We start from the raw sequence: 25260 nt of genomic DNA on the forward strand, positions 1-25260 counted from the left end.
CACAATTTAACCTTTTTTAACATGGCTCCCGCACTTGCCTGCCGGGGCCAGAATTGGGAGAATTCCCGTCCATCCGGAGTGATACCAGCAGAGGTGCATGTGGCGCAGATAGGCTTGTTTTTTGGAAGCGACGAGGGTAACACCGAACGGGTGGCTTACCTGATCCAGCAGTGTCTGGGCGAGGATGTGGTCGCCGTGCACGATATCGCCGATGTGACCCAACTGGATCTGGCGGATTACAACCAGATGATTCTCGGCATCCCGACCTGGGANTTCGGACAGATTCAGTCGGATTGGGAAGAGTTCTGGGATGATGTGGCNGAAGTGGACTTCAGTGGCAAGACCATCGCGCTGTTTGGCCTGGGNGATCAGTTTGGTTACGGNGACTACTTCCTTGATGCCATGGGAATGTTGCACGATGTGGTGGTCGCCGGCGGCGCCACTATCGTGGGGCACTGGCCCACNGAAGGCTATGATTNNGAGGCGTCCAAGGCCGAANTTCCCGGCGANGGNCTGTTTGTCGGCNTGGCTCTGGATGANGATCAGCAGGAAGANCTGACCCTCAGCCGNCTGAATCTCTGGTGCGAGCAGATNCATCAGGCNTTTGGNNTGACNACNCCCTTGAGCNCGCTGAGCGACGACTGACCNGATTCAGGTNTCNGCGATNAACACCGCCCGAATCGGAGCGGGATGNCCCTCGGCGGTTCGGCTNGGATCGTCCGGGTCCAGAAACTCCGGCAGTGAGTGAAACCTCATCCAGTCAGTGGCGCGCTGCTCTTCCGTAGTGGTGGGNCAGAAATCNACCATGCGCGGGNTCCGGAAGCCGGCTTTGCGCAGCCAGCTCAGGAGACTNGGNCCGCTGGGTAAAAACCACACGTTNTTCATTTTNGCGTANCGGCCTTCGGGCACCANCACNTCACCCANTCCGCCTTCGATCACCAGCGTCTCCAGTACCACTTGNCCGCCNGGGCGCAGCGCCTCTTTCANCTCCCGAAGGTGATCCATGGGNGAGCGCCGGTGATAGAGAACACCCATCGAGAANACGGTNTCGAANGCCTCCAGTTTGGNGGGGAGGGCTTCTATGCCGACCGGTACCACGTCCACCGGCGGGTTCCCGCCGAGCAANCGTTTAATGGCGAGAAACTGCACGACAAAACGCGGTGATGGATCAATGCCGATGACCCNGGATGCGCCCGCGCCGAGCATNCGCCAGCAGTGATANCCGTTGCCNCAGCCCACNTCCAGCACCCGNCGNTGGGTCAGGTCCGCCAGNTGCGGGCTGACCCGATCCCACTTCCAGTCCGANCGCCACTCGGTATCCAGATGAANACCGTGGAGGTGGTAGGGCCCCTTGCGCCAGGGAATCAACGCTTCCAGCGCGCTTCGCAATTGCTGGNGGGTGTCGGCATCNAGCNCGTNATCGGTCTCGATTCGAACCTCGTTGTTCAGCTCGATCGAGTCGGCATGAATATCGGGCAACTGGTCCAGCGCATTGAGCCAGTCGGGAAGGTCGCCGTAGCGACGGGTGTCCAGTCCCCGACGGATCTGCTCNGGCAGTTGTTCAGCCCAGCGAGACAGGANCGGGTCGAGGNGAAGCGTCTCNAGGAGGGTGTGGTAATACTCAATCATTTGATAGCAATCATCGATGCGAAATTGAAACACTGGAACCAGACGTCCACGCTGGTAAACCCGGCCTGGCGGAGACGGTCGCGATGGGTTTCGAGCGTTTCCGGGATCAGGACCTCTTCCAGCGCACTGCGCTTCTGGGCGATNTCCAGATCGCTGTAGCCGTTGGCGCGTTTGAAGTTGTGATGCAGCTCGATCATCAGCTCATTGTGCAGCGGATCCTTGAACGCCACTTTTTCCGACAGGATCAGAATGCCGCCNGGCTGCAGGCCCTCGGCGATCTGGTCGAGCACGGCCTGACGNTCGNCNGGGGGGATNAACTGCAGNGTGAANTTNAGGACCGCCATGGAGGCGCCGCTGACCGGGGTGCTCTGCAGNTCGGNACAGAGCAGCTNNACCGGNGGNTCGGCNGTGTCGGCGGCGAGCACCTGGCGGCATCGTTCAATCATGGCGGGCGAATTGTCCACCGCCACNATGTCGCANTTNCTGGCGCGAATCCGGTGNCGCATGGCCAGNGTGGCNGCCCCCAGNGAGCANCCNAGGTCGTANCAGCGACTGTTCGAGGTNGCNTAGCGCTCGGCGAGGTCACCGATCATGTTGATGATGGTGGCGTANCCCGGGACCGAGCGCTTGATCATATCCGGAAAGACCTCCACGACCTTCTGATCNAAGGCAAAACGGCTGACTTCGGCGAGTGGNTCGGCGTAGAGCTGGTCGGAGCGGTTGTCGGACATNGGCATTTCCAGGTGNATCNGGCGAGTTCAGGCGCGAATTGTACCGATTGCGGTCCCGAATTGGCAGAGCCCGCNTGTCACGGAATTGTCACATNGATGTTTCACCATGCAGAAATGTCTGCCAATNTCTCGTCCTGTCTGGCCAATGGCNNGCNTTCCCCGGTATCCGCNCCCTCGGAGGCGTTGCAACGCCTGATTGACCGGAAGCAGCTGACCCCACTGTTCCAGCCCATCATCGCACTGGATGGTGGCAGGATCGTTGGNTACGANGCGCTNATTCGGGGGCCCGAGGACAGCGACCTGCACAGCCCGGCCCAGTTGTTTGACGCGGCCCGGTGCAGTCAGCAANTGGCNGCNCTGGAATACGCCTGTCGGGAAGTGGCCTGCGAGNCNTTTGTGGCACAGGCGCTGCCGGGTAAGCTGTTTCTNAATATGTCGCCATTGAGNTTTACCGACCGGCACTACCGGGANGGGGTCACCCGGGAGATTCTGACCCGGGTCGGCCTGGATCCCGAGCGGGTGGTCTTTGAATTGACCGAACGCCAGCCGCTGGATGAGTTTGTCTCGCTCCGGGCGGCCACGGATCACTTTCGCCACCAGGGGTTCGCGGTGGCACTGGATGATCTGGGCGCCGGCTACGCGGGGCTGCGGGTCTGGAGTGAGCTCAATCCCGATTACGTCAAAATTGATCGACATTTTATCAGCGATATCGANGCCGATCCGGTCAANCGGGANTTTGTGCGCGCCATGCTGGANATTGCNNANCGGCTCGGNAANCGGGTGATTGCCGAGGGTATCGAGCGCGAAGAGGANNTGCGNACGCTCGCCGCACTGGGGGTCGAGTATGTGCAGGGNTACCTGNTGCTGAGGCCCTGCAGCCACCCGCCCANGCAGATGNTGGGGCTNGAGGGNCTGGTCGGTTTTCGGCCGCGANTGCACGACACCTTCACCTTCCGNCAGCGGGTCGGTGACATTGTTCAGTACGCCGAGGCCGTCGAGCCAACGGTTTCAACCCTGTCNGTGGTCGAACGGTTTCGGGCCGATCAGCAACTGACCTGNCTNCCGGTCGTGGANGAGGGNNGGCCTTTGGGNATGGTCAGCCGCAGCGAGCTNTTGAACATCTTCTCGCATCGATANTCNTANGAACTGCACGCGGGNAANCCGATCNCGACCTTCATNTGTAAGCGCACCATCCGGGTTGATGTTGATTGCGAACTGAAACTGGCCGGCCAGATGGTCACGGAGGACCCCCTGCAGAATCTGAGCGTGGATCTGCTGGTNGAACNGGAGGGCCGCTATGCCGGCGTCGTTCGGGTGGGACGGCTGTTGCGCTGTATCACCGAGGAAAAAATGCGGCTCGCGAGACACAGCAANCCGCTGACCCAGCTCCCGGGGAACGTGCCTCTGTACGAGTGGATAGACCAGCTACTTCTCGATGCCCGACCCTTTACGGTCGCCTATTGCGATATCAACCAGTTCAAACCGTTCAACGATGCCTTCGGTTACGGNNTGGGNGACGATGTGATNCTGATGCTGGGGACGCTTCTGGTCAANCACGCCCACGAGGCTCTGGATTTTGTCGGACATGTTGGTGGTGATGATTTTGTCGTGGTCTTTCGCAGTGATGATTGGCGCATTCGCTGCCAGCGNATTCTGGCGCAGTTCATCGAGGACGCNGCCGACCTCATGCCCCCGGAGCAGCGGGACTACTGGAGCCACGATCGCACTGGCCAGCGTCAGCGCTTCGGTCCCCTGACACTGTCNATCGGTTGTGTGACTCCCGATCCNGTACATTGCAAAACCCATCACCAGGTGGCTCAGTTACTGGCCGAGGCAAAGCACAGCGCCAAAGCGCAGGGCGGCAACTCACTGTTTGAGTCCCGCCGGCGCCAGCCCACATGACCGGCGCTGCTGCAGACNCCTGAATTTTCTCGATTTTCTGTCNCCCCCTCCGTAAATACGCTATTCTGTGNGCAGGCGTTGATGCCCTGTATGACTCGGTTCCGGAGACTCCCCTATGGCCTATGCGGGCTACAAAAAGCTGCACGCACTGATTGTGGACGACTTTGACAGCTTNCGTATGACCGTCAGCAAAATGCTTCAGGAAATGGGCGTAAACTCGATTGATACCGCCAGCAATGGCGCTGANGCCCTGCGCCTGTGCAAGGCCAAAATGTACGACCTGATTCTGTGNGACCACAATCTGGGGAAAGGNAAAACGGGGCAGCAGGTACTCGAAGATCTTCGCTATCACAAAATTCTTGATCCCACGGCNGTNTTTATCCTGATTTCGGCGGAGTCCAGCCGCAGTATGGTGATGGCCGCCTACGACTCGGAGCCGGANGAATACCTGGCCAAACCGATCACCACCCGATCCCTGCAGCGGCGNCTCGATCGCCTGATGGCCCGGCGCGANAANNTGACACCNNTGTATCGGGCCATCAATGGCNAGCAGTNTGATGTCGCCATTCAGCTGTGTCGCAAAGAAGTGGCCTCCGANGGCCGGTTCGCGGCNCACTGCCAGAAANTGCTCGGNCANCTGTATCTCGAGATGGGNGATGTTGATGCCGCCGAGGCGCTNTATCGCGAAGCNCTCGAGCACCGCTCACTGGACTGGGCGATGGTCGGCATGGCGGAGGTCAAGCGCGCGCGNGGNGANCTTCTGGGGGCGCAGCAATGGTTGGAAGAAACNGTGCAGGANCANCCNTTGTTCATGAAGNCCTATGACCTNCAGGCGCANATATGTCGNGAGCAGGGCGCCCGTGANCGTCTNCAGAANGTNCTTGAACACGCCGTTGAAGTCTCTCCGCTNGCGATNTTACGACAGCAGACCCTGGCCGAAACGGCGATGGAAAACCACGATGTGGTTACCGCNGCAACGGCNTACCGCAAAGCNGTTCGACTGGGNGAGAANTCGGTGTATGACCGGGCCGANGTTCANCTGGATTTTGCCCGNGCGACGGCGACCCTGTTCGCCGAAGACAAAACNCTGGCCAANCAATACGCCCGGGATGCGCTGAAAACCCTCAGCGATTACGAGCAGCGGTTTGGNAAACAGANCGANCNTAAAGCGGAAGCGTTGTTGATTGAAGCNCAGATCGCNGCGGGNCAGGGCNATAAAAAACTGGCGGAGCAATTNCTNGAGCAGACTCAGTCGCTGCTGGCGGATGANGNTCTGGTCCTGAGTCTGGATGCNTCGCTNGAGCTNGCGAAGACCTATCGCGCTACGGATCGGGCCACNGANGCCAGCGANTTGCTGGAGGAGNTGACGTCNCTGCACGCCGGNCAGGAGCGTGANCTGGAAAAAATTGANCGGCTGCTGGAAGANCCGGTCAGNCATAAAAACCGGCAGCTGGTGGCCGAAATCAACCAGCGCGGCATCAGTTTCTATGAGCAGCAACAGTATCGGGANNCNATTGAATGCTTCGATGAAGCGTTGCGCAAGTTNCCGCGACATATCGGNGTNCGNCTTAACCTCGCNCANGCGTTGCTGGATAAAATCGANCGGGAAGGTGNTCANGAGAGCGACCTGGCCAAAGTGTCGGTNACTCTTCAGTTTGTGACNGACACCATNCTGCCCAACCACGAGCAGTTCCGTCGNTTCCGGCAGCTTCAGGATCTGCATCGGCAAGTCGAGNACAAAGTCAAAATCGGTAGTTGAGGGTGNGANGTGNCATNGGTGNATCANANNCTGAACACCCANNAGGGGAGNGCAATGGACGAACAAGANGANGGTCTGGATTTCAGCTTTGTANTGGCCTCCAGCGTTCANGACATGAAAAACTCGCTGGGTATGCTGCTGCATACNCTGGAGTCNATGTTGGCGGANAACCCGCCNGAAAATGATGCNCAGCGGAAAACCTTNTCTGTGCTCGGCTACGAAGCNTCGCGAATCAACAGNGAGCTNGTTCAGCTGTTGACCCTGTATCGCATGCAGCACGAATCGCTGCGGGTTCAGGTCGACGAGCACCANGTGGTGGANCTNCTGGAGGACCAGGTGGANCGGAANGATGTGCTGTTCCAGGCNCGNGNCCTGGAGGTGACNGTAAAGTGTGATCCGGATCTCAAATGGTACTTTGACAGCGAATTGCTTGGCGGCGTGATCAACAATATTCTGGTAAATTGTGCNCGNTACTCGCNCTCGCAACTGTTGNTCAGCGCNGAGGTGACGGANCGGGGGCTGGACATCCNCATTGCCGATGATGGACAGGGTTACCCCCAGTCAATGNTGGATGCCCCACTGGAGATGAACGCGGGCGTTTCTTTNTCCAGTGGCAGNACCAACCTGGGGCTGCTGTTTGCGNCCCGGATNGTCCAGCTGCATCGCGCTCACGGCNTCCGCGGCAGCCTTAAACTGGCCAANGATGGCCCNCTNGGCGGTGGCATTCTGACTCTGACCCTGCCGTGATGGCCGGGCACTGAAACCCTTAACAGGCAATTCANAATAACTATGCTGAAACTTCGAGCCCGACATAATAAGCACCAGTCCGTGTGGCTGGTAGAACCGGGAGTTAAAGTGGGGCGTTCAGCCACCAACGATCTGATCCTGGACCANNCCAGCGTGGCCAGCCTGCAGTTNGTCATCGGTGTTCGCGCCGACCGNCTCATTCTCAAAAACCGNGCNCCGGAAACGCCATTGCGGGTCAATGACAAACTCATCGATGANCGCTGCAGGCTTCAGGAGGGCGANCGGATAACCCTNGGTGATCTGGAGCTGGAGATCATCGANCCGAAAAAAGATGTTGGCCAGGCCNCGCCGGCGCTTACCGAGTGGAGCCTCAAGCCCAATAGNGCGGCGCTCGGCTCNCGGGTATTTCCGCTCGCCGAGACGACGGTAGTGGGGCGTTCGAGCGANTGTGATATTCANCTGGCGGTCGCACACCTGTCACGCCGACACGCTCAGCTTCAGATTCTGGATGGTCTGCTGTACGTGAAGGATCTCGGCTCNTCCAACGGCACTTTNCTCAATGGTGAGCGGGTCACCGAGGCGCGGGTTCGTCGNGGNGACGAGCTGCGCTTTGATACCCTGAGCTTCGGNGTCATTGGCCCCTCCGATGATCTCGGGAAAACCACCGTNCGCANCACNGCNCCGNCCAGGGCGCCCNCANCAAAGNCGAGCGCGCAGAAACCCAGAGTNGANGAGACGACCCGACGGGAAGCGGCCNAGGAGCCTCNGANGGTTCAGCCTCAGCCGACGGCGTCGACCGCTGGNTCCGANCGGACCNCCCGCCAGCGGGGCTGGGTCGGAGGCTTGGTCCTGCTGGGGCTGCTGGCCGCGGTNGTTGTCGTGTGGTTGNTCAAAAAATAACCTAAAGGTTTGCTGGCGTCGGCCGATACGCGGGAAAGCGTATCGTAAATTCACTCGCCTCCCGGGAGGTGCACAATGCCCATTTCCTCAATACACAGTGCCTCCGGTCGCCCGGCGGACCTTCTCCCCGGACAGTCCGGGCGCAACGGTGGGGTTGCCTCTCAGGGAGCGACGGNATCGGAGCGATCCCCGGGTGCCGAGACCTCCAGCCTGGAGGAGCGCCGGCAGAAAGCGTTCCAGACCATCGAGCAGACCCTGGCCATGGGCTACGAAAAGCTCGCCTCGAAGCGCGGTGGGGCGGCTCAGGCGTTCGACCGCTTTGAGCCCCTGAGCGCCGAAAAAGTCGCGGGTAATATACTTGGTTTTATCGAACGTCGACTCCTCAAAGACGCGGCCGAAGGCGCCACCGAAGCTCAACTGCAGGCGCGCCTGGATGCCGGATTGGAGGGCTTCAAAAAGGGCTTTGCCGAGGCGCAGAAGCAACTGGAAGCCCTGGCGAGCTTTACCCCCGAAATCCAGGCCGATATCGATGATACCCGCGAACGGGTGTTGGCCGGTGTCGAAGACCTCAGGCAGCGGATTGTTGACCAACAACTGGGTCAATCCCAACTGGGTCAATCCCCGTCGGATGAGCGCGCTGATGGTGCCAATACCTCCCGGTCCGAGGGACCGCTCGCCTATCGATATGAACAGGCCCGCGCCAGTCGGTTCAGCTTCGAGCTGATGACCGCCGAGGGGGACNGCGTTGCCATACAGGCCAACAGCAGTGCCGCTGTGTCGCTCAGTGGGTCGGGCAATGGGTCCTCCTTTTCCGCAGCGGCCAGCCGGTCATTGAGTTGGTCCGTGGAGGGCGATCTGAATGCCGATGAACGTTCCGCGATCGAATCCCTTCTGGGTGGCGTTGATCGTCTGGCCGAACAGTTCTTCTCCGGTGATCTGAATGGGGCGCTGGAATCGGCCATGGCGCTCGGTTACGACCGCGAGCAAGTGGCCAGCTTCTCCCTGAATCTGAGTCAATCGTCAATCCGGCAGGTCAGTGAAACTTATGGTCGGAGCACCGGAAAGCCCGAGCAGGGGCCCGGGCTTCAGGAGCGACTGGCGCCCTTGGGACAGTTTCTCCGGGGCCTGGAGGCAGCGCTGGCCGATGCATCCCGGGTGTCTGCGGGTCCTGAAACGCTGCTTCTGGACGTCGCCGAGCGTATGCTGCCGTCTGATCAAACCGAGACTCCAGCCCAGTCCCTGCGCGGGTTCATGGCGGAGATGCTGGAGACGCTGACCACCGACCCGGTGGGTGCCGAACGGCCTCAGCGTTCTTCGGCTGATGTCGGTGATACGTCCGGGGAGGCCTGATTGTCGGAACCGGTTCTGATCCTGTACACCACCCTCGGCTGTCATCTGTGCGAACAGGCCAAAGATGAACTCTGGCCTGCACTGACACAGACCGGGTGGCGGTTGGAAGAGGTGGATATAGCGGACTCGGATAGCCTGATGGCTCGCTACGGAACGCGCATTCCAGTGGTCGCCCGGTCCGATTCCGGAGCGGAACTGGGCTGGCCCTTCAGNTCGGGTGAGGTAACGGGATTACTCGAAGGATAGTGCGACCTCCGGTCGGCTCAGAGCTTTATCCCGATCTGATCCATGGTGTCGGAAACCCACTGAATGGCTTCCAGGTAGGCTTGGGAGAGCTGGCTGGCCGTGATGCCCACGCTGCTCAGATAGGACCAGTCGATCGCCCCCCAGGCACCCCGCTCATAATGCTCCACGATATCCAGAATCCGTCCCTCGTGCCCCTGGTGGCGTAGCAGGGCCTCGCTCAGTTCCGGGCTCAGGGACAGGTTGCCCAACAGCACATCGAGCGGTACGTCCATGAACGCATCCAGGGTGGACAGCAGGCCGACGGTGAAGAACGCATCCTGACGGGCCTCTCTTTGCATGGCACTGGCGAGGGTCTCGCACATCCGGGCGCGGGTCAGCGCCGCCACACTCAGTTCGGTGGGTTTGTTGCCTAGGTTGGCCATGGCCAACAGGTTGACCCAGTTTTTGATGATGTCCAGGCCGAGCAAGGTGATGGCCTGGCGCAGGGACTCGATGGTTCGCGGCAGGGCAAAGGCGGCGGAGTTGACCAGGCGCAACAGTTTATAGCTCAGCACCGGGTCCTGGGAGAGCAGCTGCTCGACGCGCAGAATGGATACATCGGGATCGTGCAGGGCGGCGAGCAGTTGCAGAACGGCCTGCTTGCTTTCCGAGATTTTGTGACCCGAGAGAATTTTCGGACGCGCGAGGAAATAGCCCTGAAACAGGTCGAACCCCAGGGCCCGGCAACGCTCGAGCATTTCGTAGGTTTCGACCTTTTCGGCCAGTAAAGTGAGGCCCAGGGGTTTGAGCTGTTCGATATGATCCAGCAGTTCGGTTTCCGACAGTTGCAGTACGTCGAGCTTGACGATATCGGCGTACTCCAGCAGAGGGCGGGTCTGCTCGGTGAGCACAAAATCATCCAGGGCAATGGTATAGCCCTCGGAGCGCAACTGCGTCAGGCCGGTCAGCAGTGCCTGATCGACCACCTGATCTTCGAGAACTTCCACCACCATCTGGCGGCGGTCGAAGGGCGGGGGCGTGATCAACAGGGTCCGGGTAAAATTGATATAGGCTTTGAGTTTGCCGACCACTTTTTCCAGCGAGAGATCGGTGAAAGTGTGCAGCAATACCTGCGAGCTGGCGGAGTCACCATTGGTGAAGGAGGCCAGGTTCCCGGAGCCCGAGCGACACAGCAGTTCGTAGGCGACGACCTGCATGGAACGGTTGAAAATGGGTTGCCGCGCCAGCAGCGGTAGAAGCTCAGACATGGGGGCTACTGCGTTATCCTTAAATCGAACCAGTGGGCCAGTTTAGCCCGGTCCGGTCCTTGTACACAATCGCCGGGAGCGGAGGGAGGGGGAACGGGTCAGGCCAAATTGATGAATATTGCGCCATTTCTGCTAGACTGGCAATATCCGGCGCCGCTGCAACGCTCATCAGACAATAATCAAGCGCGCCTTCTTTCGGGGATTTCACTATGGCAAACCTGCTCAGTACCGTGGATCAGCGAACCCGCCTGGTGGGCGAAAACCGGTTGGAGCTGCTGTTGTTCCGATTGGGGGGCGCCCAGTTGTTCGCAATCAATGTCTTCAAGGTCCAGGAAGTGGTCAAAATGCCCCGGTTGCGCCGGGTGCCTCACAGTCACTCCCAGGTGTGTGGGGTGACCCAGTGGCGCGGACAGACAATTCCGGTACTGGATCTGAGTGCCGCGATCGGTGCCCGGGCTCTGCCGCCGGGCACCGAGCAGAACCTGATCGTCACGGAATACAACCGCTCGGTACAGGCCTTTATGACCGGGCCGGTAGACCGTATTGTCAACCTGAACTGGGAGGAGGTGTTGCCGCCACCGGAAGGGGCGGGACGCGGTCACTTCCTGACCTCAATCACCCGTGTGGACGGCCGGCTGGTGGAGATTCTGGACGTCGAGCGGGTTCTGGCCGAAGTGGCGGAACTGAACACCTCGGTCTCCGAGCAGACGCTGGATCAGACGCTGGCCCGGGAAGCCAGGGCACGAGGGCTGAAGGTGCTGCTTGCCGAGGACTCGGCAACCGCCGTCGCTCAGGTCCGGGAGACACTCAGCGAGCTGGGGCTGGAGCTGATTGCGGTGCAGGATGGCCTGAAAGCGTTGCGGCAACTGCAGGCTTGGGTTGCCGAAGGCAAGCGGGTTACCGATGAGGTGGTCATGCTGATCACCGACGCGGAGATGCCCGAGATGGACGGTTATCGACTGACCGCGGAAATCCGTCAGTCGGCGGATTTCGGGGACCTGCATGTGGTCATGCATACCTCGCTCAGCGGCGGGTTCAATCAGGCGATGGTATCCAAGGTAGGCTGTGATGCCTTTCTGTCAAAGTTCGCGCCGGACGAGTTGGCCAGTGTGGTTCAGGCCCGGCTGAAAGCCTACCTGAACCTCTGATTNCGGNNGCGCGNNCGATCAGAAGGGCGCGCTTGCCTCCTCCGCCGTAATGAAGGGACTTTTCTCTCCCATCCGGTAGCCGTAAATCACCGANTANGACAGCACGTTCTGTACATAGCCCCGGGTTTCCCGAAACGGTATGGTTTCAATCCAGACGTCGTAGGGCANCTTGTGGGTCTTCTCNCGCAACCATTGNTTTACCCGATAGGGGCCGGCGTTGTAGGCCGCNGTGGCGAGAATCCGNTTGCCGCCGAATTCGGTCAGCANTTCATTCAGGTAACGGCTCCCCAGNGCGATGTTTTTCTCCGGGCTGAGCAGATCGGCNCGCCGGTAGGGCACGCCCGCTNTNCGGGCGGTCTGCTGAGCGGTGGCNGGCATCAGCTGCATNAGCCCCATGGCGCCGGCNGGTGAGCGGGCGTGGGGCATGAAGGCGCTCTCCTGGCGNGCAATGGCGAACAGCAGGTGAGGGTGGATGGCGGTNTCCCGGGCGGCGGNCTGGACATGCTCCTGATAGGCGAGGGGAAAGCGCATCTGCANNTCGTCCCAGAAACGAGCNCTGATCATTGCCTGAATGCCTTTGCGGTGCCAGCCCCAGCGCTGGGCCAGTTTGCCGGCTGCCATGATNCGCTCGTGCTCCAGCCCGGGTACNGTGTAATACCACTCGCGGCTGGCCGCNACGGTGTCGCCGATCATCAACCATTCNTAGGCGCGCTGCANCGCCGGGTGCTGTTCCATNTCGGCCAGCACGGNGTCNGANACNGGNGCCGGCTGGTCCAGNAGNCGGTACTCGAAGCCCAGCTTGTCNGCGGAGAGNAACCCGTAAAAGCTCCGGGTGGNGGCCACGGCNGCNTAGAGATCTNTCGGNTCGGGNCCGGTGTTCTCCAGCGCCAGCTCCTCGATCATCCGGGCGCGCCAGTAGCGCCACCGCTCGCTGTCCTGAGCNTCGGCGGGNAGCTGGTTGAGCCAGGTATAGGCNCGCTCCCAGTCCAGTTGCTCCAGGGCGTCNCGAATCAANGATTCGANCAGNTCNGNATTNCCCAGTGCCGGGACGGTNGCCANCAGTTGATCGGCCTGCTCCCGGTGGCCCTGGAANATCAGGCGCTGGGCAATGGTNTCCTGGGTGGCCAGGCGCTCNGNGTGGGAAAACAGNTGCTGGGCATCGTAACCNCGCCAGAGCGNNAGAGCCTGAAGNGCNTCNCGGCGCGCAAGACGTTGAATGCCNTGGCTGATGATGTCCTGCATGGCCTCGGACTGCTCGCGAAAACGNGCGGTCTGGGCGAGCGCCTTGGGGTTGCGGTTCACCTCCCGCATGAGTCTGGCTTTGCNTTGCCAGCTNTCCGGCATCTGCCGNGCAAGGTAGTTGGCCAGGCCGTAGGNGCGNNCCTTGATGGCCTTGGTATGGCGCTCCCAGGTGATGGCCGGTGTCAGNNGTCCTTCNGCCATCCAGNGGTCNAATACCGGGTCACAGGCCTCCGGTTGNGAGNGCGCCACATTCCANAGGGGTTCGACCTCATCCAGNGCNCTCTTNTCGCCCCGGGTCAGNCGGGCGTGGAGGGCGTGGCAGGCCANCTCGGTGTCCCCNAGGNNGCCNGGGTAATCGCTGAGATACTGNTCCCAGCGNNTCTGGCGGGCGAGGCTGTGCAACCACTGGCGCTGGAGNTGATGGGCGAGATAGGAGCCCGANTCGGCCTCNAGAAANNCCCCGACCGCCTCGGGGGAAGCTTTCTGCAGNTTGCGGGTCAGNTCCCGNTAGGTAAGGTAGGGGGNGAGGGGNTACCCCTCCANNTGCTCAAGCAGNGTNTCGTAACGGGTCANCTGTCNCCGGGACAGGGCATCCCNNGCNTCCAGAAATNTCTGGCGNTGGGCCAGNCGCTCCGGGCTTGNNGTGGTCGNATCCGGCCAGNNGNCGTCTTGCGACGAGGGGGCNGCGAGTACTCTGGGTANNGCCAGGNNCAGGCCGACAANAACGGCGAACAGGNAGACGTGGGACCGAATACGCAGCGACCACATGGTGTTGCTACCTCATTCTCTCGTNCATGAACCGGTAATTCGCGGATTGACCGGATTATTCTTCTGTGNCGNGAAGGAAGGCTGTATGATGCCCATCCGTCNCGCGCTTGTCAGNTCAGCATAACAGGCCCCCGGGGCCCGCGCTACTGGCGTTCCGCGATAAAAACCGGATTTTTATTCCCTTTGTGCAGTACATCAAAAAGTGTTCCCATGTCATTGATTCGCTTAGAAAATGCCCANCTCAGTTATGGCCTGCAAGTGCTNCTGGATGGCGTTGACCTGTCGGTTGAAAAAGGTCGCCGACTCTGCCTGATAGGCCGCAATGGGGCCGGCAAGTCCAGCCTGATGAAAGTGCTGGCCGGTGAGGTCGATCTGGATGGCGGTACCGTGCAGGTGGGTCCCGAGGTCAAGGTGGCGCGGTTGGCNCAGGATCTTCCCGAGGCCGATGACAAAACCGTGTTTGACCTGGTGGCCGAGGGGCTGGGGGATGTGGGCGAGTTGCTNCAGAAATTCCATCACCTGTCCCACGCCGGTGGCGAGAGTGATATGAGTGANTTGGCGCGCCTGCAACAGCAGATCGAAGCGCAGGACGGCTGGCAGTTCCAGCAGAAGGTGGATACCACCCTGACCCGCCTGGGGCTCGAAGGCGACTGGGCCATGGCCAACCTCTCCGGCGGCTGGCGCCGCCGGGTGGCNCTGGCTCAGGCGNTGGTGTCCGGGCCNGANGTACTGCTGCTCGATGAGCCCACCAACCACCTCGACATTGCCGCCATTGAGTGGCTCGAACAGCAGNTGCTCCANTTCCCGGGCGCCCTGGTGTTCATTACCCACGANCGGTCNNTGNTGCAGAAACTNGCCACCGACATTGCCGAGCTGGATCGGGGGCATTTGCGCACCTGGTCGGGGANTTACGACCGGTACNTGGAGTACCGGGAGCAGGCTCTGGCGGAAGAGGCGCGTCACAANGCGCTGTTTGACAAGAAACTGGCCCAGGAGGAAGTCTGGATCCGTCAGGGNATNAAGGCGCGCCGCACCCGCAACGAAGGACGGGTTCGCGCTCTGAAAGCCATGCGGGANACCCGCAATGAGCGCCGGGAGCTNCAGGGCAAGGCCTCGTTCTCGGTCAGCTCCGGGGAGCGTTCCGGCAAGNTGGTGGCGGAGCTGGAAAAGGTGTCCTANGGCTTCCCGGAGAAAGCNATTGTCTCGGANTTTTCCTCCGTCATCATGCGCGGTGACCGTATTGGCCTGATCGGTGCCAATGGCGCCGGCAAGAGTACGCTGCTGAAGTTGATTCTCGGGGAGCTGGAACCTCAGGAAGGACGGGTGCGCCTGGGTACCCAGTTGCANGTGGCGTATTTTGATCAGTTGCGGGAACAGCTTAACCTCGATCAGAGCGCGGTGGACAATATTGCCGAGGGGCGCGAATTCATCGAGCTCAANGGCAAGTCGCGGCACATCATTTCCTATCTGGGCGACTTTCTGTTCACCGGGGAGCGGGCGAGAACCCCCTTGCGTGCGCTGTCCGGGGGCGAGCGCAACCGGGTNCTGCTGGCCAAGCTGTTCAGTAAGCCGGCCAACCTTCTGGTCATGGATGNGCCGACNAATGACCTGGATGTCGAGACGCTCGAGCTGCTTGAGGACTTGCTGACTGATTACGACGGCACCGTATTGCTGGTCAGCCACGACCGGGCATTCCTCAACAATATCGTCACCAGTGTCATCGCCTTTGAGGGGCGCGGNCGGGTGCGTGAGTANGTNGGGGGCTACGACGACTGGTTGCGCCAGGGGGGACGCTGGACNGATGATAGCGCGCCGTCTGAGCCAGCCGCCGNNGGGGCNNCCTCNGCGCCGTCGGCCCCGGCNGCGCCGGCGACCAAGCCCAAAAAGCTCAGCTATAAACTGCAGCGGGAGTTTGATCAGTTGCCGGAGCGGATTGAAGCGCTGGAGGCCCGGCTGGACGCANTGCAGCAGCAGGCCGCGGATCCGGCGTTCTACAGCGAGCCACAGGACAAGGTGGATGCGCATTTGAAAGCGCTGGCCGATGTGGAGGCGGAGTTGGAGACGTGTTTTGAACGCTGGGCCGAGCTGGAGGACATGCAGGGCGCCTGAGAGCGCCCTGGCGCAAACATCAGGTCTCTCGGGTGTCGGATTCCGCTACCCGGACCGCGAGCACGTCGCAACTGGCACCGTGCAGAACNCTGTTGGAGGTGGANCCGAGCAGTAGCGCAAAACCTTTGCGGCCGTGGCTGCCGACAATGATCAGGTCGGCNCCTTCCTGATTGGCGAGATAGTGCAACTCGGTGGCCGGTTGGCCCACCAGCACATGTTCCTGCTGAATGGGGAAATCGACGTGCTGGGTCAGACGATGCAGCTCCTGTTCGGCTTTGAGTTGCAGTTGCTCCTGAACCTCTGACAGATCCACGGGCATGTCGCCGCCGTAGGCGAATGTCAGCGGCTCGATGACATGGGCGACACTGACCGTAGCCTGGCAGGCCTGGGCGAGCTCGGTGGCTCTCTGCAGAACCTGGGGCGACTCCTCGGACAAGTCCAGGCCAGCAATAATATGTTTGTAAACTGCCATAATCTGACGTCCCGTAACTGGTTGGCGAACGACCTGTAACTGGGAGAGATATTTTGCTCTCCGATGCTATTGATAGTAGCACTTTTAAAGAGCGGGATCAGTGGAACAGTCAATACCGGGAGGAGTGTGAGCGGTGAATATCTGGATAGTCGTCATTTTACTGGGCGTGCTCGCCATGGTGCTNGGGCCGGTCATGATGCTTCAACCCAGCGAGCGCGACCGCCAGCAGGAAGCGGTGCGTCGGCGGGCGACCGAAAAAGGCCTGCGGGTCACTCTGGAAGCCTTGCCCAGACAGGCAACCGATCTCAGTGAACCGGAGCGACTGCCGGTCTATCGCCAGCCCGCGGCCAAAGGGGGAGGGCCGGCCCGGGACTGGATGCTGGTGCGGGCCGCCTACGAGCACGAGTCGCATTTTATGGGGGTATGGGCCTGGCAGGGAAAGGGCCGAGCGACGCCCGCTGAGCGAGCCTGTTTGCGCGAGTGTCTGCCCCGAATGCCNCGCTCGGTACGCGCCCTCAGTGGTGACCCGGGGGGGTGGTCGATCTATTGGACCGAAGCGGGGGGTGACCGGGCGCTCGCGGTTGTCGAGGAGACGCTGGCCGCCCTCAGGGGTTGTAGTCCGTCTCCGGCATCAGCTCCTGGCTGAGCGCCTTGCGCTTGCCCTGAATCACCTCCCCGAGCTCCCGGATCATCGCCATGCGTTGCGGGTAGGGGTGATCGGAACCGATCAGCAGCCCCTGGGCGCGCTTGTAATACGCCTGGGACGTNGTGATATCNCCGCGCTGTAACGCCTTGTGGCCCTCGGCNATGTAGGTCACCACATCGATCATCANTCGGGTCCAGGACAGNTCGAGCAGGTAGTCACTGAGNGTNCCCCCCTCCAGNCGCCCCTCGTTGTCCTGTCGNCGCAATACCTGAGCGGCCTGATCCAGGCACTCCCTGGCGCGCGCCATNTCGGCGTCGCTCTCCCNCAGGCGGCCGGCGTGGCTCGGCTCCTGATCGTGCAACATGTCTTCCGCCCGCTCCCGNACATGGGCNANNCGGGTTTCCAGGTGGGTTTTGTCGCCCNCCTCGAGCTCCAGCATCTGCTCGAGCAGGTGCAGTATTTCCCGGTTGATACNNCGGGCGATGGCGCGGTTGNGCANNGTNTCTTCGATCCCGACCANNACCTCCTCCAGGGCGTCNATNCGCCAGCGAACCCGGCGCTGCCGCAATCGGATCTGGCGAAAGCGTTCCTCGCGCTGGTTGACCAGATGCACGATCAGCAGCGATAGAAACAGCAGTGATGTCAGCAGCAATAAGCTGGCCATGACGCTCCGGGGGTCATCAATGGAAGAAATAATTCCTGACGGGGTTGNGNCCGCTTTTCAGGTTGTCGGCNCGCGTTGCCAAAGCTTTATGATCTATTTTTATCAAACCCTTGTAAATCAAGNAGATAGACGCGTCTTCCCGGGGCCGTCGGCGACCCNGNCNGCGCTGTGAGGGAAGCACCTGAGCGACGGTTCNGGCGGNGTNGATCGAGGCCCTGAGGAAGTTCGCGACTTGACCCAGCCCGGTTGAGGACTTATATATGCGCACCTCAACCGGCATTTTGCAGCGCTCTGGCCATCCGGCTAGCCGCTCTCACTCGGAACGGACAAAGAAGAGTCGCATGGGTAAATCCTTAGTTATTGTCGAATCCCCGGCCAAGGCCAAGACGATCAATAAATATCTGGGCAACGATTTTATCGTCAAGTCCAGTGTCGGTCACATTCGGGATCTGCCCACCAGNGGCAACTCCAAACCGGTCGATCCCAANGAGCGCGCCCGTCAGGCCGCCAAGACCCGCAAGCTGTCNCCGGNCGAAAAGGCCAAGTACAAGGCGAAGAAGCAGAAAGAGCAGNTGATCAAACGGATGGGTATTGATCCCGAGCACGGCTGGGANGCCCACTATGAAATTCTGCCGGGNAAGGAAAANGTGGTCGATGAGCTGCGCAAGCTNGCGGCCAAGGCNGACACCATCTACCTCGCAACGGANTTGGACCGCGAAGGGGAGGCGATNGCCTGGCACCTGCAGGAGGCCATTGGTGGNCAGCCCGAGCAGTATCGNCGNGTGGTGTTNAACGAAATNANCAAAAGCGCNATTCAGAACGCCTTCAANCAGCCCGGTCGTATCGATCGGGACCGGGTCAATGCCCANCAGGCGCGCCGNTTCCTGGACCGGGTGGTNGGCTATATGCTGTCGCCGCTGCTNTGGGAGAAAATCGCCCGCGGTCTGTCGGCCGGNCGGGTACANTCGGTNGCGGTGCGCCTGGTGGTTGAGCGCGAGCGGGAAATTCGCGCCTTCGTGCCCGAGGAATACTGGACCCTGGCNGCCCANCTGAAAGCCGGNGGTGGCGAGGCNGTGCGCTTCGANGTCAANAAGCAGGGNGACAAGGCGTTCAAGCCGCTCAATGAGTCCCAGGCCATGGCNGCGGTCAAGGCGCTGGAAGGGGCACGNTACGAGGTGGCGGACCGGGANGACAAGCCCACCAAGTCCAAACCNCCNGCNCCATTTATTACCTCTACCCTTCAGCAGGCCGCGAGNACCCGGNTGGGGTTTGGGGTCAANAAAACCATGATGATGGCCCAGCGCCTGTANGAGGCGGGTTANATCACCTACATGNGAACCGACTCCACCAANCTGAGTCAGGAAGCNGTGGCCAACTGCCGNGACTTTATTCAGGANGAGTACGGCAAGCGCTATCTGCCGGAAAGCCCNGTGGTCTACTCCAGCAAGGANGGGGCCCAGGAGGCACACGAAGCGATCCGNCCCTCCAGCGTAACGGTAAAGCCCAANCACCTCAGTGGTATGGAGCGNGANGCNGAGCGNCTNTANACNNTGATCTGGCAGCAGTTTGTNGCCTGNCAGATGAGCCCGGCGGAATTTACCAGNACCTCGATCGTGGTCAAGGCCGAGGACTTCGAGCTGCGCACCCGCGGCCGGGTCATTCGCTTTGACGGCTTCCTGAAGGTGNTGCCTCCGGTGGCCAAAAAAGATGAAGACGTNGTGCTGCCGGATATCAAAGTGGGGCAGGTGCTGCCTCTGATCAAACTNGANCCCTCNCAGCACTTCACCAAACCGCCGGCGCGCTTTACNGAAGCGAGCCTGGTAAAAGANNTGGAGAAGCGGGCGATTGGNCGCCCATCNACNTANGCGTCGATNATNTCCACGATCCAGGATCGCGGTTACGTGCGTCAGGAAAACCGCCGGTTCTACGCCGAAAAAATGGGCGATATCGTCACCGAGCGNCTGGTGGANAGTTTTGATGACCTGATGGANTACGGCTTTACCGCCAGTATGGAAGACTCCCTCGACGATGTNGCCCAGGGNGAGAAAAACTGGCAGCAGCTNCTCGANGANTTNTANGCGGAGTTCACCCGTAAACTGGAGCAGGCCCAGAGCAGTGANAACGGTATGCGGGCCAACTCGCCCACCGATACCGANATCAAGTGCGANCAGTGNGGTCGGCCNATGCAGATCCGCACCGGGAGNACNGGNGTGTTCCTGGGCTGCTCGGGCTACAGNCTGCCGCCCAAAGAGCGNTGTAAAAACACCATGAANCTGGTCTCCGGCGACGAAGCGCTGGATGCGGATGCNGATGAAGAGGCCGAGTCCNGGCTGCTGCGCACCAANCGCCGGTGCAANTTGTGCAACACCGCNATGGACAGNTATCTGCTCGACAGCAAGCGNAANTTGCACATCTGNGGCAANAACCCGGANTGTCCGGGNTACGAAGTGGAAGAGGGCAGCTTCAAGCTGAAAGGCTACGAAGGNCCGACNCTTGAGTGCGACAAGTGNGGCAGCGAAATGCAGCTCAAGACCGGCCGTTTCGGTAAGTACTTCGGCTGNACCANCAGNGAGTGTAAAAATACCCGCAAGCTGCTCAAGAGCGGTGAGCCNGCGCCACCGAAAATGGACCCGGTACCCATGCCGGAGCTCNAGTGCGAGAAGGTGGATGACACNTACGTCCTGCGCGATGGNGCATCCGGCCTGTTCCTGGCGGCGAGCCAGTTCCCCAAAAACCGGGAGACCCGCGCGCCTCTGGTGGCGGAAATNGTGCCGCACAAAAAAGAGATCGATCCNAANTACAANTTTCTCTTTTCCGCGCCGACGGAAGACCCGGATGGCAACAAAACGGTGATTCGCTACAGCCGNAAGACCAAAGAGCAGTATGTNCAGTCCGAAGTGGANGGTAAGGCGACCGGNTGGAAAGCCTTTTATGAAAAAGGCAAGTGGGTCGCCAACAAGTAATCAGCCGCCGGGCTGTTGATGAGGTTTGTTAATGGCTGGAACCAGTCTGACNCGGGTCAATCAGAANNTGGCCTATTGTCGNGCGCTGCTCAANCAGCTGNNCCGGGANGGCGCGCCCGGGAANGCCAACGAGCGCCTGCGCCAGCAGGCGNTGCTCGATGGAGCGGCNTTTCACCTGCTCTGTGNCTACCGGCANTATCTGCGGGAGTTGGCCGAAAACTANTCGGTTCCCGACGTGAGTCGTATCACCACCGAGCAGGACTTGCTGGANGCGCTCGAGCGTTTCGGCAAGAACCCCTCAGAAGCCCGTGAGCTGCTCACCCTTCGCACCAATCCGGACAGNTGGCTGTNTGCCCTCCANGAGGCCTNCGACGCCTGCTGGGCNGCCTCAGGAGCNGCGCCGGTCGCGCGCATTGAGGTGCTGGACCTGGAGTCGCCCGACGGCGCTCCGGGAAAGNTTACNCAGGCCCGGNTGACCCNGTGGTTTGAGGCGTTNAACGAGTTGGTGGAACGNCAGCGNGAGACCAGCGCGGAATACTGAGGGGGAGCCCNGGNCNGGCAGCCTGTGGTAAACTGANGNNCAGTTGTNATCGAAGAAGGCGGAGAAGTTATGTCATCATCCCTGTATGAAATTGTGGANCTGGCCAANGGNGATGTGGTTCTGCAGCGGGCCGATGAGAATGGCGAGCCTCTGGTGAGCATCCGGTTCTCCGCCGACTCCCTGTCCTATATGCGNGAAGGCAANCTGGATGTGGCCAAGGCCATGATNGAGGCGGGNATGGAAGCCGCCAGTGAGATTGCCGAAGACGGCGNGGAAGATTTTCTGGGTGAGTTTGCCGATACCGAGGAAAAGCCGGTTTATCACTGAGGCNNCAGTCTCCNCTGAGGTCCCAGCTNNCNNTNANGTNACNGTNNCGNGCCCNATGAGNCGCGNTCACGNGCGGCGGAAGAGTTAGCGTTTNAAGCANNNCAGAGNCGCTCCAGNCCTGGAGCGNANGNNGNTTGTCCCTCCGCTATCGAACCCGCAATAACAGTGCCTGACATTGCCCCTGCAAGGCGGCGGCTTCGAGTTGCTTTAGCTCGCGATCGCTCAAGGCACCCGGGCTTGCAATGACGGTGTGGCTGTTGCCTTTGGCAAGGGCTTCCCAGAGTATCCAGCGGNTGTCGTCGGTTTCCGGTGCGTGAATCAGGCGAATGCTGCGTGTATCCACGCCGTACCGCTCGAGCAACCTGCGGTCCACCGGGCCGGGACTGATCCAGGTCAGCCAACGATCGCTCGGGGTTCGGCTCAGGTGCGCCACCATGGGCAGTAACAGTTGGGTCTGCTCCGGGGCGTTGTGGGTCAGTACCAGCTCGGTAATGCCGCCGGCGGGTGCCGGTGATGCCGATTGAATGGGGGCGTTAATCACGGCGAATGACTCCTACACTGAGACCTTCAATAGTGAACTCCTGATCGCGCAAGTCCACCTCAATGACATCGAAATCCGGATTTTCCGGCCAGAGCTCTACCTGGGCGCGGTTGCCGACTCGCTTGAAGCGTTTTACTGTGACCTCCTCACCAATGCGAGCGACCACAATCTGACCGTTGCGGACCTGTTGAGTGCGGTGAACCGCCAGCAGATCGCCGTCCAGAATGCCGGCGTCTTTCATGCTCATGCCATGCACGCGCAGCAGGTAATCCGCCTGCGGGGTAAANAAGCTGTGGGGGAGCTGGCAGTAATCTTCGATGTGTTCCTGCGCNAGAATGGGGCTGCCGGCCGCGACCCGTCCGANCAGNGGCAGTCCCTGCTGNGGCTCNACCANCTTGATGCCGCGGGAGGCGCCGGGAATCACTTCGATGGCGCCNTTGCGGGCCAGNGCCTTGATGTGCTCCTCGGCGGCATTGGCGGATTTGTACCCCAGAATNCGGGCAATCTCGGCGCGGGTTGGCGGATAGCCGGTTTCTTCCGCGTAATTCTTGATCAACTGCAACACCTTTTCCTGGCGAGGGGTCAAGTTGTACATGGCGAGCTCCGTGGCAGTTCTGTGGGGACCANTGNGGTCTGGGTTTTTATACAGATATTGTGATTATATACAGTTATCACCTGTATGCAAGCACAGGTGACAAAAGTGGTTGGGGGCAGGGCGGGTTNGCGGCGAGNNTCAGTCGTCGTAGCCGGGGAAGAGGTCGGGCTCGATGTCGTTCAGGGGGTTGTTCCAGGAGTCCGGGACCAGNACGTCATCGTCGTTCCAGCGATCCTCCTGGCTNAGTTCGTAGNCGGCTTCGGAGTCCTCCGGGGCGGCCGCGGGCACCAGNGGCAGTNGGGGCCAGGTTTCCAGGTCAAATTCACCNATGGCACCGTCGAGATACTGCACCTCAATGGTACCCTGNTGNTCATCCAGCGCGACCACTTCAAAGACCTGCTGGTCNTCGCGATCAAAGTACCAGGCGCCAATGCTTGGAGACTGAAAGCCCATGANTCAATGCTCCCATCTGCGTGAATGAAANGCGTCCGCGGTGCGGCGGAATCGCCGATGAGTTACCTTACCATGGCTTTTCCGCTCCCTAGCAAGCGGTGCGCGAGCGGCGGGAGGANGCTCAGGAAGCGAGTTGTCCGGGAACTCGTGGGGTCGGTCGCGGTAATTGCCTAATTTTCCTTGANGTTTTGGCTTTTGCCNCGGCGTGGGTATACTCCGCTGAGTCNAAATGAATCTATNGGCAGNGTTTTACATAAAAACTTTGTCTAAACATGTTTGAGTGATTGNCATGGAATTATTGGANCCGATAAANANCTTCCTGACCGATCTGGCCGATCGGGATCAGCTCTGGATACTGCATGCNTTTGCNGTGGTGTTGGCCACNCTGGTNGTGGCCATGGTGGTCAGCTTTATTGTCAAACGCNTGGAGAAGAAGGCNGACAGCGCGAACGCCATNTGGCTGATGATGGCGTTNCGCTCGGTTCGACCGCCNCTGAAGGGCATCATCTGGCTGATGGGCATCAGTTGGGCCAGNTANCTGACCCANCAGGGGGCNGANNTNGAGCTGATGGGNGCGGTTGAGACCNTTCGTCAGGTGGGNNTNGTGTTGCTGGTNACNTGGTTTCTGGTGCGCTTTATCNNGNTNGGNGANNAAGAGTTNCTNANCCCNNGNNTCGGGGAGCCNGGTGATCCNACCACGGTAGGNGCGGTCAGTAAGCTGTTNCGGGCCTCGGTGGTCATCACCGCNGTGCTGGGGCTGCTGCAGGCGCTNGGGTACAGTATNTCCGGGGTNCTNGCCTTTGGTGGTGTCGGCGGTATCGCAGTGGGTTTTGCCGCNAAGGACCTGCTGGCGAACTTTTTTGGTGGNCTGACGATTTATATGGATCGNCCGTTCGCGGTCGGNGACTGGGTGCGNTCACCGGACAAGGAGATTGAGGGTGTGGTGGAAAATATCGGTTGGCGTCAGACCCGTATCCGCACCTTTGACCGCCGGCCACTGTATGTGCCCAACGCNACNTTNACCCAGATTTCGGTGGAGAACCCNTCNCGCATGGANAATCGGCGGATTCTGGAAACCATCGGCATCCGCTANGANGATGTCGACAANATGGNTGANATTGTNGCCGATGTCCGNCAGATGTTGCTGGANGANGAGCGCATNGAAACNGACCATCAGACNCTCATTGTCAATTTCAACANCTTTGCCGCCAGTTCGCTGGACTTCTTCGTCTACACCTTCACCAAAACCGTCAATTGGGTGGAGTTTCACGAAATCAAGCAGGATGTCATGCTGAAAATCGCCGANATNATNGCTGGGTACGGTGCGGAAATTGCGTTCCCNACNTCNACNCTGCATGTGCCNGAGCCGGTCCGTCTGTCGNGCCNTNANGGTGNGNGNNCNTCCCNGTCCGAGCGNGAATCNCCGGCGGAGAANNAGNNNGCAGACCGGGCCNCNGNCAAGNATCAAGAGCCGAGCAATCGCTCGGCGGGCNATGCGACCTATGGTCCCGAGGTGGACGGCGAGCAGTCCGGTGGCGATGGTGATTGATGCCCATTGGCCCGAGGCGGCGGAGTGCCTGTATACCCGGGACGAGCTGGAGCGGGCGCTCGATCGTCTATCCAGCGAAATAGGCGACAGGTTGACCGGGCCTGAGCCACTGCTGGTGCTGACGGTGATGCACGGCGGCCTGGTGACCGCCGGACACTTGCTGCCGCGCCTGTCGATGCCGCTGGAAACGGATTATATTCACGCCAGTCGCTATGGGCATCGGATGGAAGGCGATGACCAGTTGCGGTGGCTGCACCGACCGGCTACTCCGCTGGCCGGCCGACGGATTCTGATTGTTGACGATATNCTCGATCGGGGGCTGACGCTGAAGGGGCTCGTGGAGGCCTGCCGGGGGCAGGGGGCGCTCTCCATCCATACGGTGGCGCTGGTGCAAAAGCGCCTGCCTGACCCGCCGGCGGTGGAGGCGGACTTTGTCGGGCTGACGGTGCCGGATCGCTTTGTGTTCGGGTTTGGCATGGATTATCANGGNNTGTGGCGTAACGCGCCCGGCCTATACGCNGTTNCCGAGTCTGATGTCNGGCATTAGCCNGGCTCNCTGGTTGNCCATATAACCAAAAACGCTAAGAGTGTCTCAAAATCCACAGGCGAGACTGGACAATCGGGATCAGATGGCTTAAAACGTCGGCGTCCGTTAATAACGGATGGAGTAAAACCCGGGTGACCGGGTGTTAAGAACTTAAAGACGAAAGACGTCAGGATTTTTCATAAGA

At 60.4% G+C, this 25260-nt stretch carries 16 protein-coding genes and 4 pseudogenes; 12 read left to right on the forward strand and 8 right to left on the reverse strand.

What is annotated here, in order from left to right; all coding sequences use genetic code 11:
* Positions 1–21 precede the first annotated feature (21 nt).
* Positions 22–645: a flavodoxin gene (locus CMG77_RS13790; protein ID WP_502691926.1), complete on the forward strand. Its 624-nt coding sequence runs from the start codon at positions 22–24 to the stop codon at positions 643–645.
* 6 nt (positions 646–651) lie between these two features.
* Here CMG77_RS13790 and cmoB read toward each other — a convergent pair whose 3' ends face one another.
* Together cmoB and cmoA are read right to left on the reverse strand one after the other, a co-directional pair.
* Positions 652–1629 (reverse strand): tRNA 5-methoxyuridine(34)/uridine 5-oxyacetic acid(34) synthase CmoB, encoded by a 978-nt coding sequence (gene cmoB, locus CMG77_RS13795; protein ID WP_286904844.1) that lies wholly within the window; start codon positions 1627–1629, stop codon positions 652–654.
* Positions 1626–2360 (reverse strand): carboxy-S-adenosyl-L-methionine synthase CmoA, encoded by a 735-nt coding sequence (gene cmoA, locus CMG77_RS13800; protein ID WP_286904845.1) that lies wholly within the window; start codon positions 2358–2360, stop codon positions 1626–1628. Before cmoA ends, cmoB begins: the two co-directional genes overlap by 4 nt.
* A 114-nt stretch (positions 2361–2474) precedes the next feature.
* Here cmoA and CMG77_RS13805 point away from each other — a divergent pair, with 114 nt between their 5' ends.
* The 5 genes from CMG77_RS13805 (at position 2475) to CMG77_RS13815 (ending at position 9264) form a co-directional block, all read left to right on the forward strand.
* Positions 2475–4262 (forward strand): bifunctional diguanylate cyclase/phosphodiesterase, encoded by a 1788-nt coding sequence (locus CMG77_RS13805; RefSeq protein ID WP_502691931.1) that lies wholly within the window; start codon positions 2475–2477, stop codon positions 4260–4262.
* 115 nt (positions 4263–4377) lie between these two features.
* Entirely contained in the window at positions 4378–6021 is a 1644-nt protein-coding gene (locus CMG77_RS16005; protein WP_353743498.1) for a response regulator, read from the forward strand.
* A gap of 789 nt (positions 6022–6810) precedes the next feature.
* Positions 6811–7668, forward strand: a complete 858-nt coding sequence (locus tag CMG77_RS16010) for an FHA domain-containing protein (protein WP_353743499.1) — start codon at positions 6811–6813, stop codon at positions 7666–7668.
* A gap of 75 nt (positions 7669–7743) precedes the next feature.
* Complete coding sequence (locus CMG77_RS13810; protein ID WP_286904848.1) at positions 7744–9018, forward strand: DUF5610 domain-containing protein; 1275 nt, start codon at positions 7744–7746, stop codon at positions 9016–9018.
* Positions 9019–9264 (forward strand): glutaredoxin family protein, encoded by a 246-nt coding sequence (locus CMG77_RS13815; RefSeq protein ID WP_286904850.1) that lies wholly within the window; start codon positions 9019–9021, stop codon positions 9262–9264.
* Between the two features lie 17 nt (positions 9265–9281).
* On the opposite strand, the gene CMG77_RS13820 is transcribed toward CMG77_RS13815, so the two are convergent.
* Positions 9282–10511, reverse strand: coding sequence for an EAL and HDOD domain-containing protein (locus CMG77_RS13820; protein WP_286807416.1), 1230 nt, complete (start codon positions 10509–10511; stop codon positions 9282–9284).
* Between the two features lie 209 nt (positions 10512–10720).
* On the opposite strand from CMG77_RS13820, the gene CMG77_RS13825 reads away from it, so the two are divergent.
* Positions 10721–11659: a chemotaxis protein gene (locus tag CMG77_RS13825; RefSeq protein WP_024460347.1), complete on the forward strand. Its 939-nt coding sequence runs from the start codon at positions 10721–10723 to the stop codon at positions 11657–11659.
* Positions 11660–11677: 18 nt separating this feature from the next.
* Here the strand turns inward: CMG77_RS13825 and CMG77_RS16015 are convergent.
* Positions 11678–13669: pseudogene (locus tag CMG77_RS16015) on the reverse strand (transglycosylase SLT domain-containing protein).
* 210 nt (positions 13670–13879) lie between these two features.
* Here CMG77_RS16015 and CMG77_RS13835 point away from each other — a divergent pair.
* Positions 13880–15778 carry an ATP-binding cassette domain-containing protein gene (locus CMG77_RS13835; protein WP_286904853.1) on the forward strand — a complete coding sequence of 633 codons (1899 nt, stop codon included), beginning with the start codon at positions 13880–13882 and terminating at the stop codon, positions 15776–15778.
* A gap of 19 nt (positions 15779–15797) precedes the next feature.
* Here the strand turns inward: CMG77_RS13835 and CMG77_RS13840 are convergent, their stop codons facing one another.
* Positions 15798–16250: a universal stress protein gene (locus CMG77_RS13840; protein WP_286904854.1), complete on the reverse strand. Its 453-nt coding sequence runs from the start codon at positions 16248–16250 to the stop codon at positions 15798–15800.
* A gap of 1651 nt (positions 16251–17901) precedes the next feature.
* Here CMG77_RS13840 and topA point away from each other — a divergent pair.
* Both topA and CMG77_RS16020 read left to right on the forward strand, forming a co-directional pair.
* Positions 17902–20523 (forward strand): annotated as a pseudogene (gene topA, locus CMG77_RS13845) (type I DNA topoisomerase).
* 31 nt (positions 20524–20554) lie between these two features.
* Positions 20555–21064, forward strand: a pseudogene (locus tag CMG77_RS16020) (DUF6586 family protein).
* A gap of 472 nt (positions 21065–21536) precedes the next feature.
* Here CMG77_RS16020 and CMG77_RS13855 read toward each other — a convergent pair.
* The 3 genes from CMG77_RS13855 to CMG77_RS16025 form a co-directional block, all read right to left on the reverse strand.
* Positions 21537–21932 carry a cell division inhibitor SulA gene (locus CMG77_RS13855; protein WP_286904856.1) on the reverse strand — a complete coding sequence of 132 codons (396 nt, stop codon included), beginning with the start codon at positions 21930–21932 and terminating at the stop codon, positions 21537–21539.
* The gene (lexA, locus tag CMG77_RS13860; protein WP_286904857.1) at positions 21925–22527 is read right to left on the reverse strand and encodes a transcriptional repressor LexA; all 603 of its coding nucleotides are present in this window, start codon (positions 22525–22527) and stop codon (positions 21925–21927) included. Before lexA ends, CMG77_RS13855 begins: the two co-directional genes overlap by 8 nt.
* A 138-nt stretch (positions 22528–22665) precedes the next feature.
* Positions 22666–22980, reverse strand: a complete 315-nt coding sequence (locus CMG77_RS16025; RefSeq protein WP_353743500.1) for a DUF6763 family protein — start codon at positions 22978–22980, stop codon at positions 22666–22668.
* 688 nt (positions 22981–23668) lie between these two features.
* Between CMG77_RS16025 and CMG77_RS13865 the strand changes: the two are divergent.
* Positions 23669–24355: pseudogene (locus CMG77_RS13865) on the forward strand (mechanosensitive ion channel family protein); the annotation flags it as partial.
* A 163-nt stretch (positions 24356–24518) separates the two neighbouring features.
* Positions 24519–25076 carry a hypoxanthine-guanine phosphoribosyltransferase gene (locus CMG77_RS13870; RefSeq protein WP_286904883.1) on the forward strand — a complete coding sequence of 186 codons (558 nt, stop codon included), beginning with the start codon at positions 24519–24521 and terminating at the stop codon, positions 25074–25076.
* The last annotated feature ends 184 nt before the right edge of the window (positions 25077–25260 follow it).

The organism is Marinimicrobium sp. (genome assembly GCF_002695945.1).
Taxonomy (GTDB): Bacteria; Pseudomonadota; Gammaproteobacteria; order Pseudomonadales; family Cellvibrionaceae; genus Marinimicrobium; species Marinimicrobium koreense.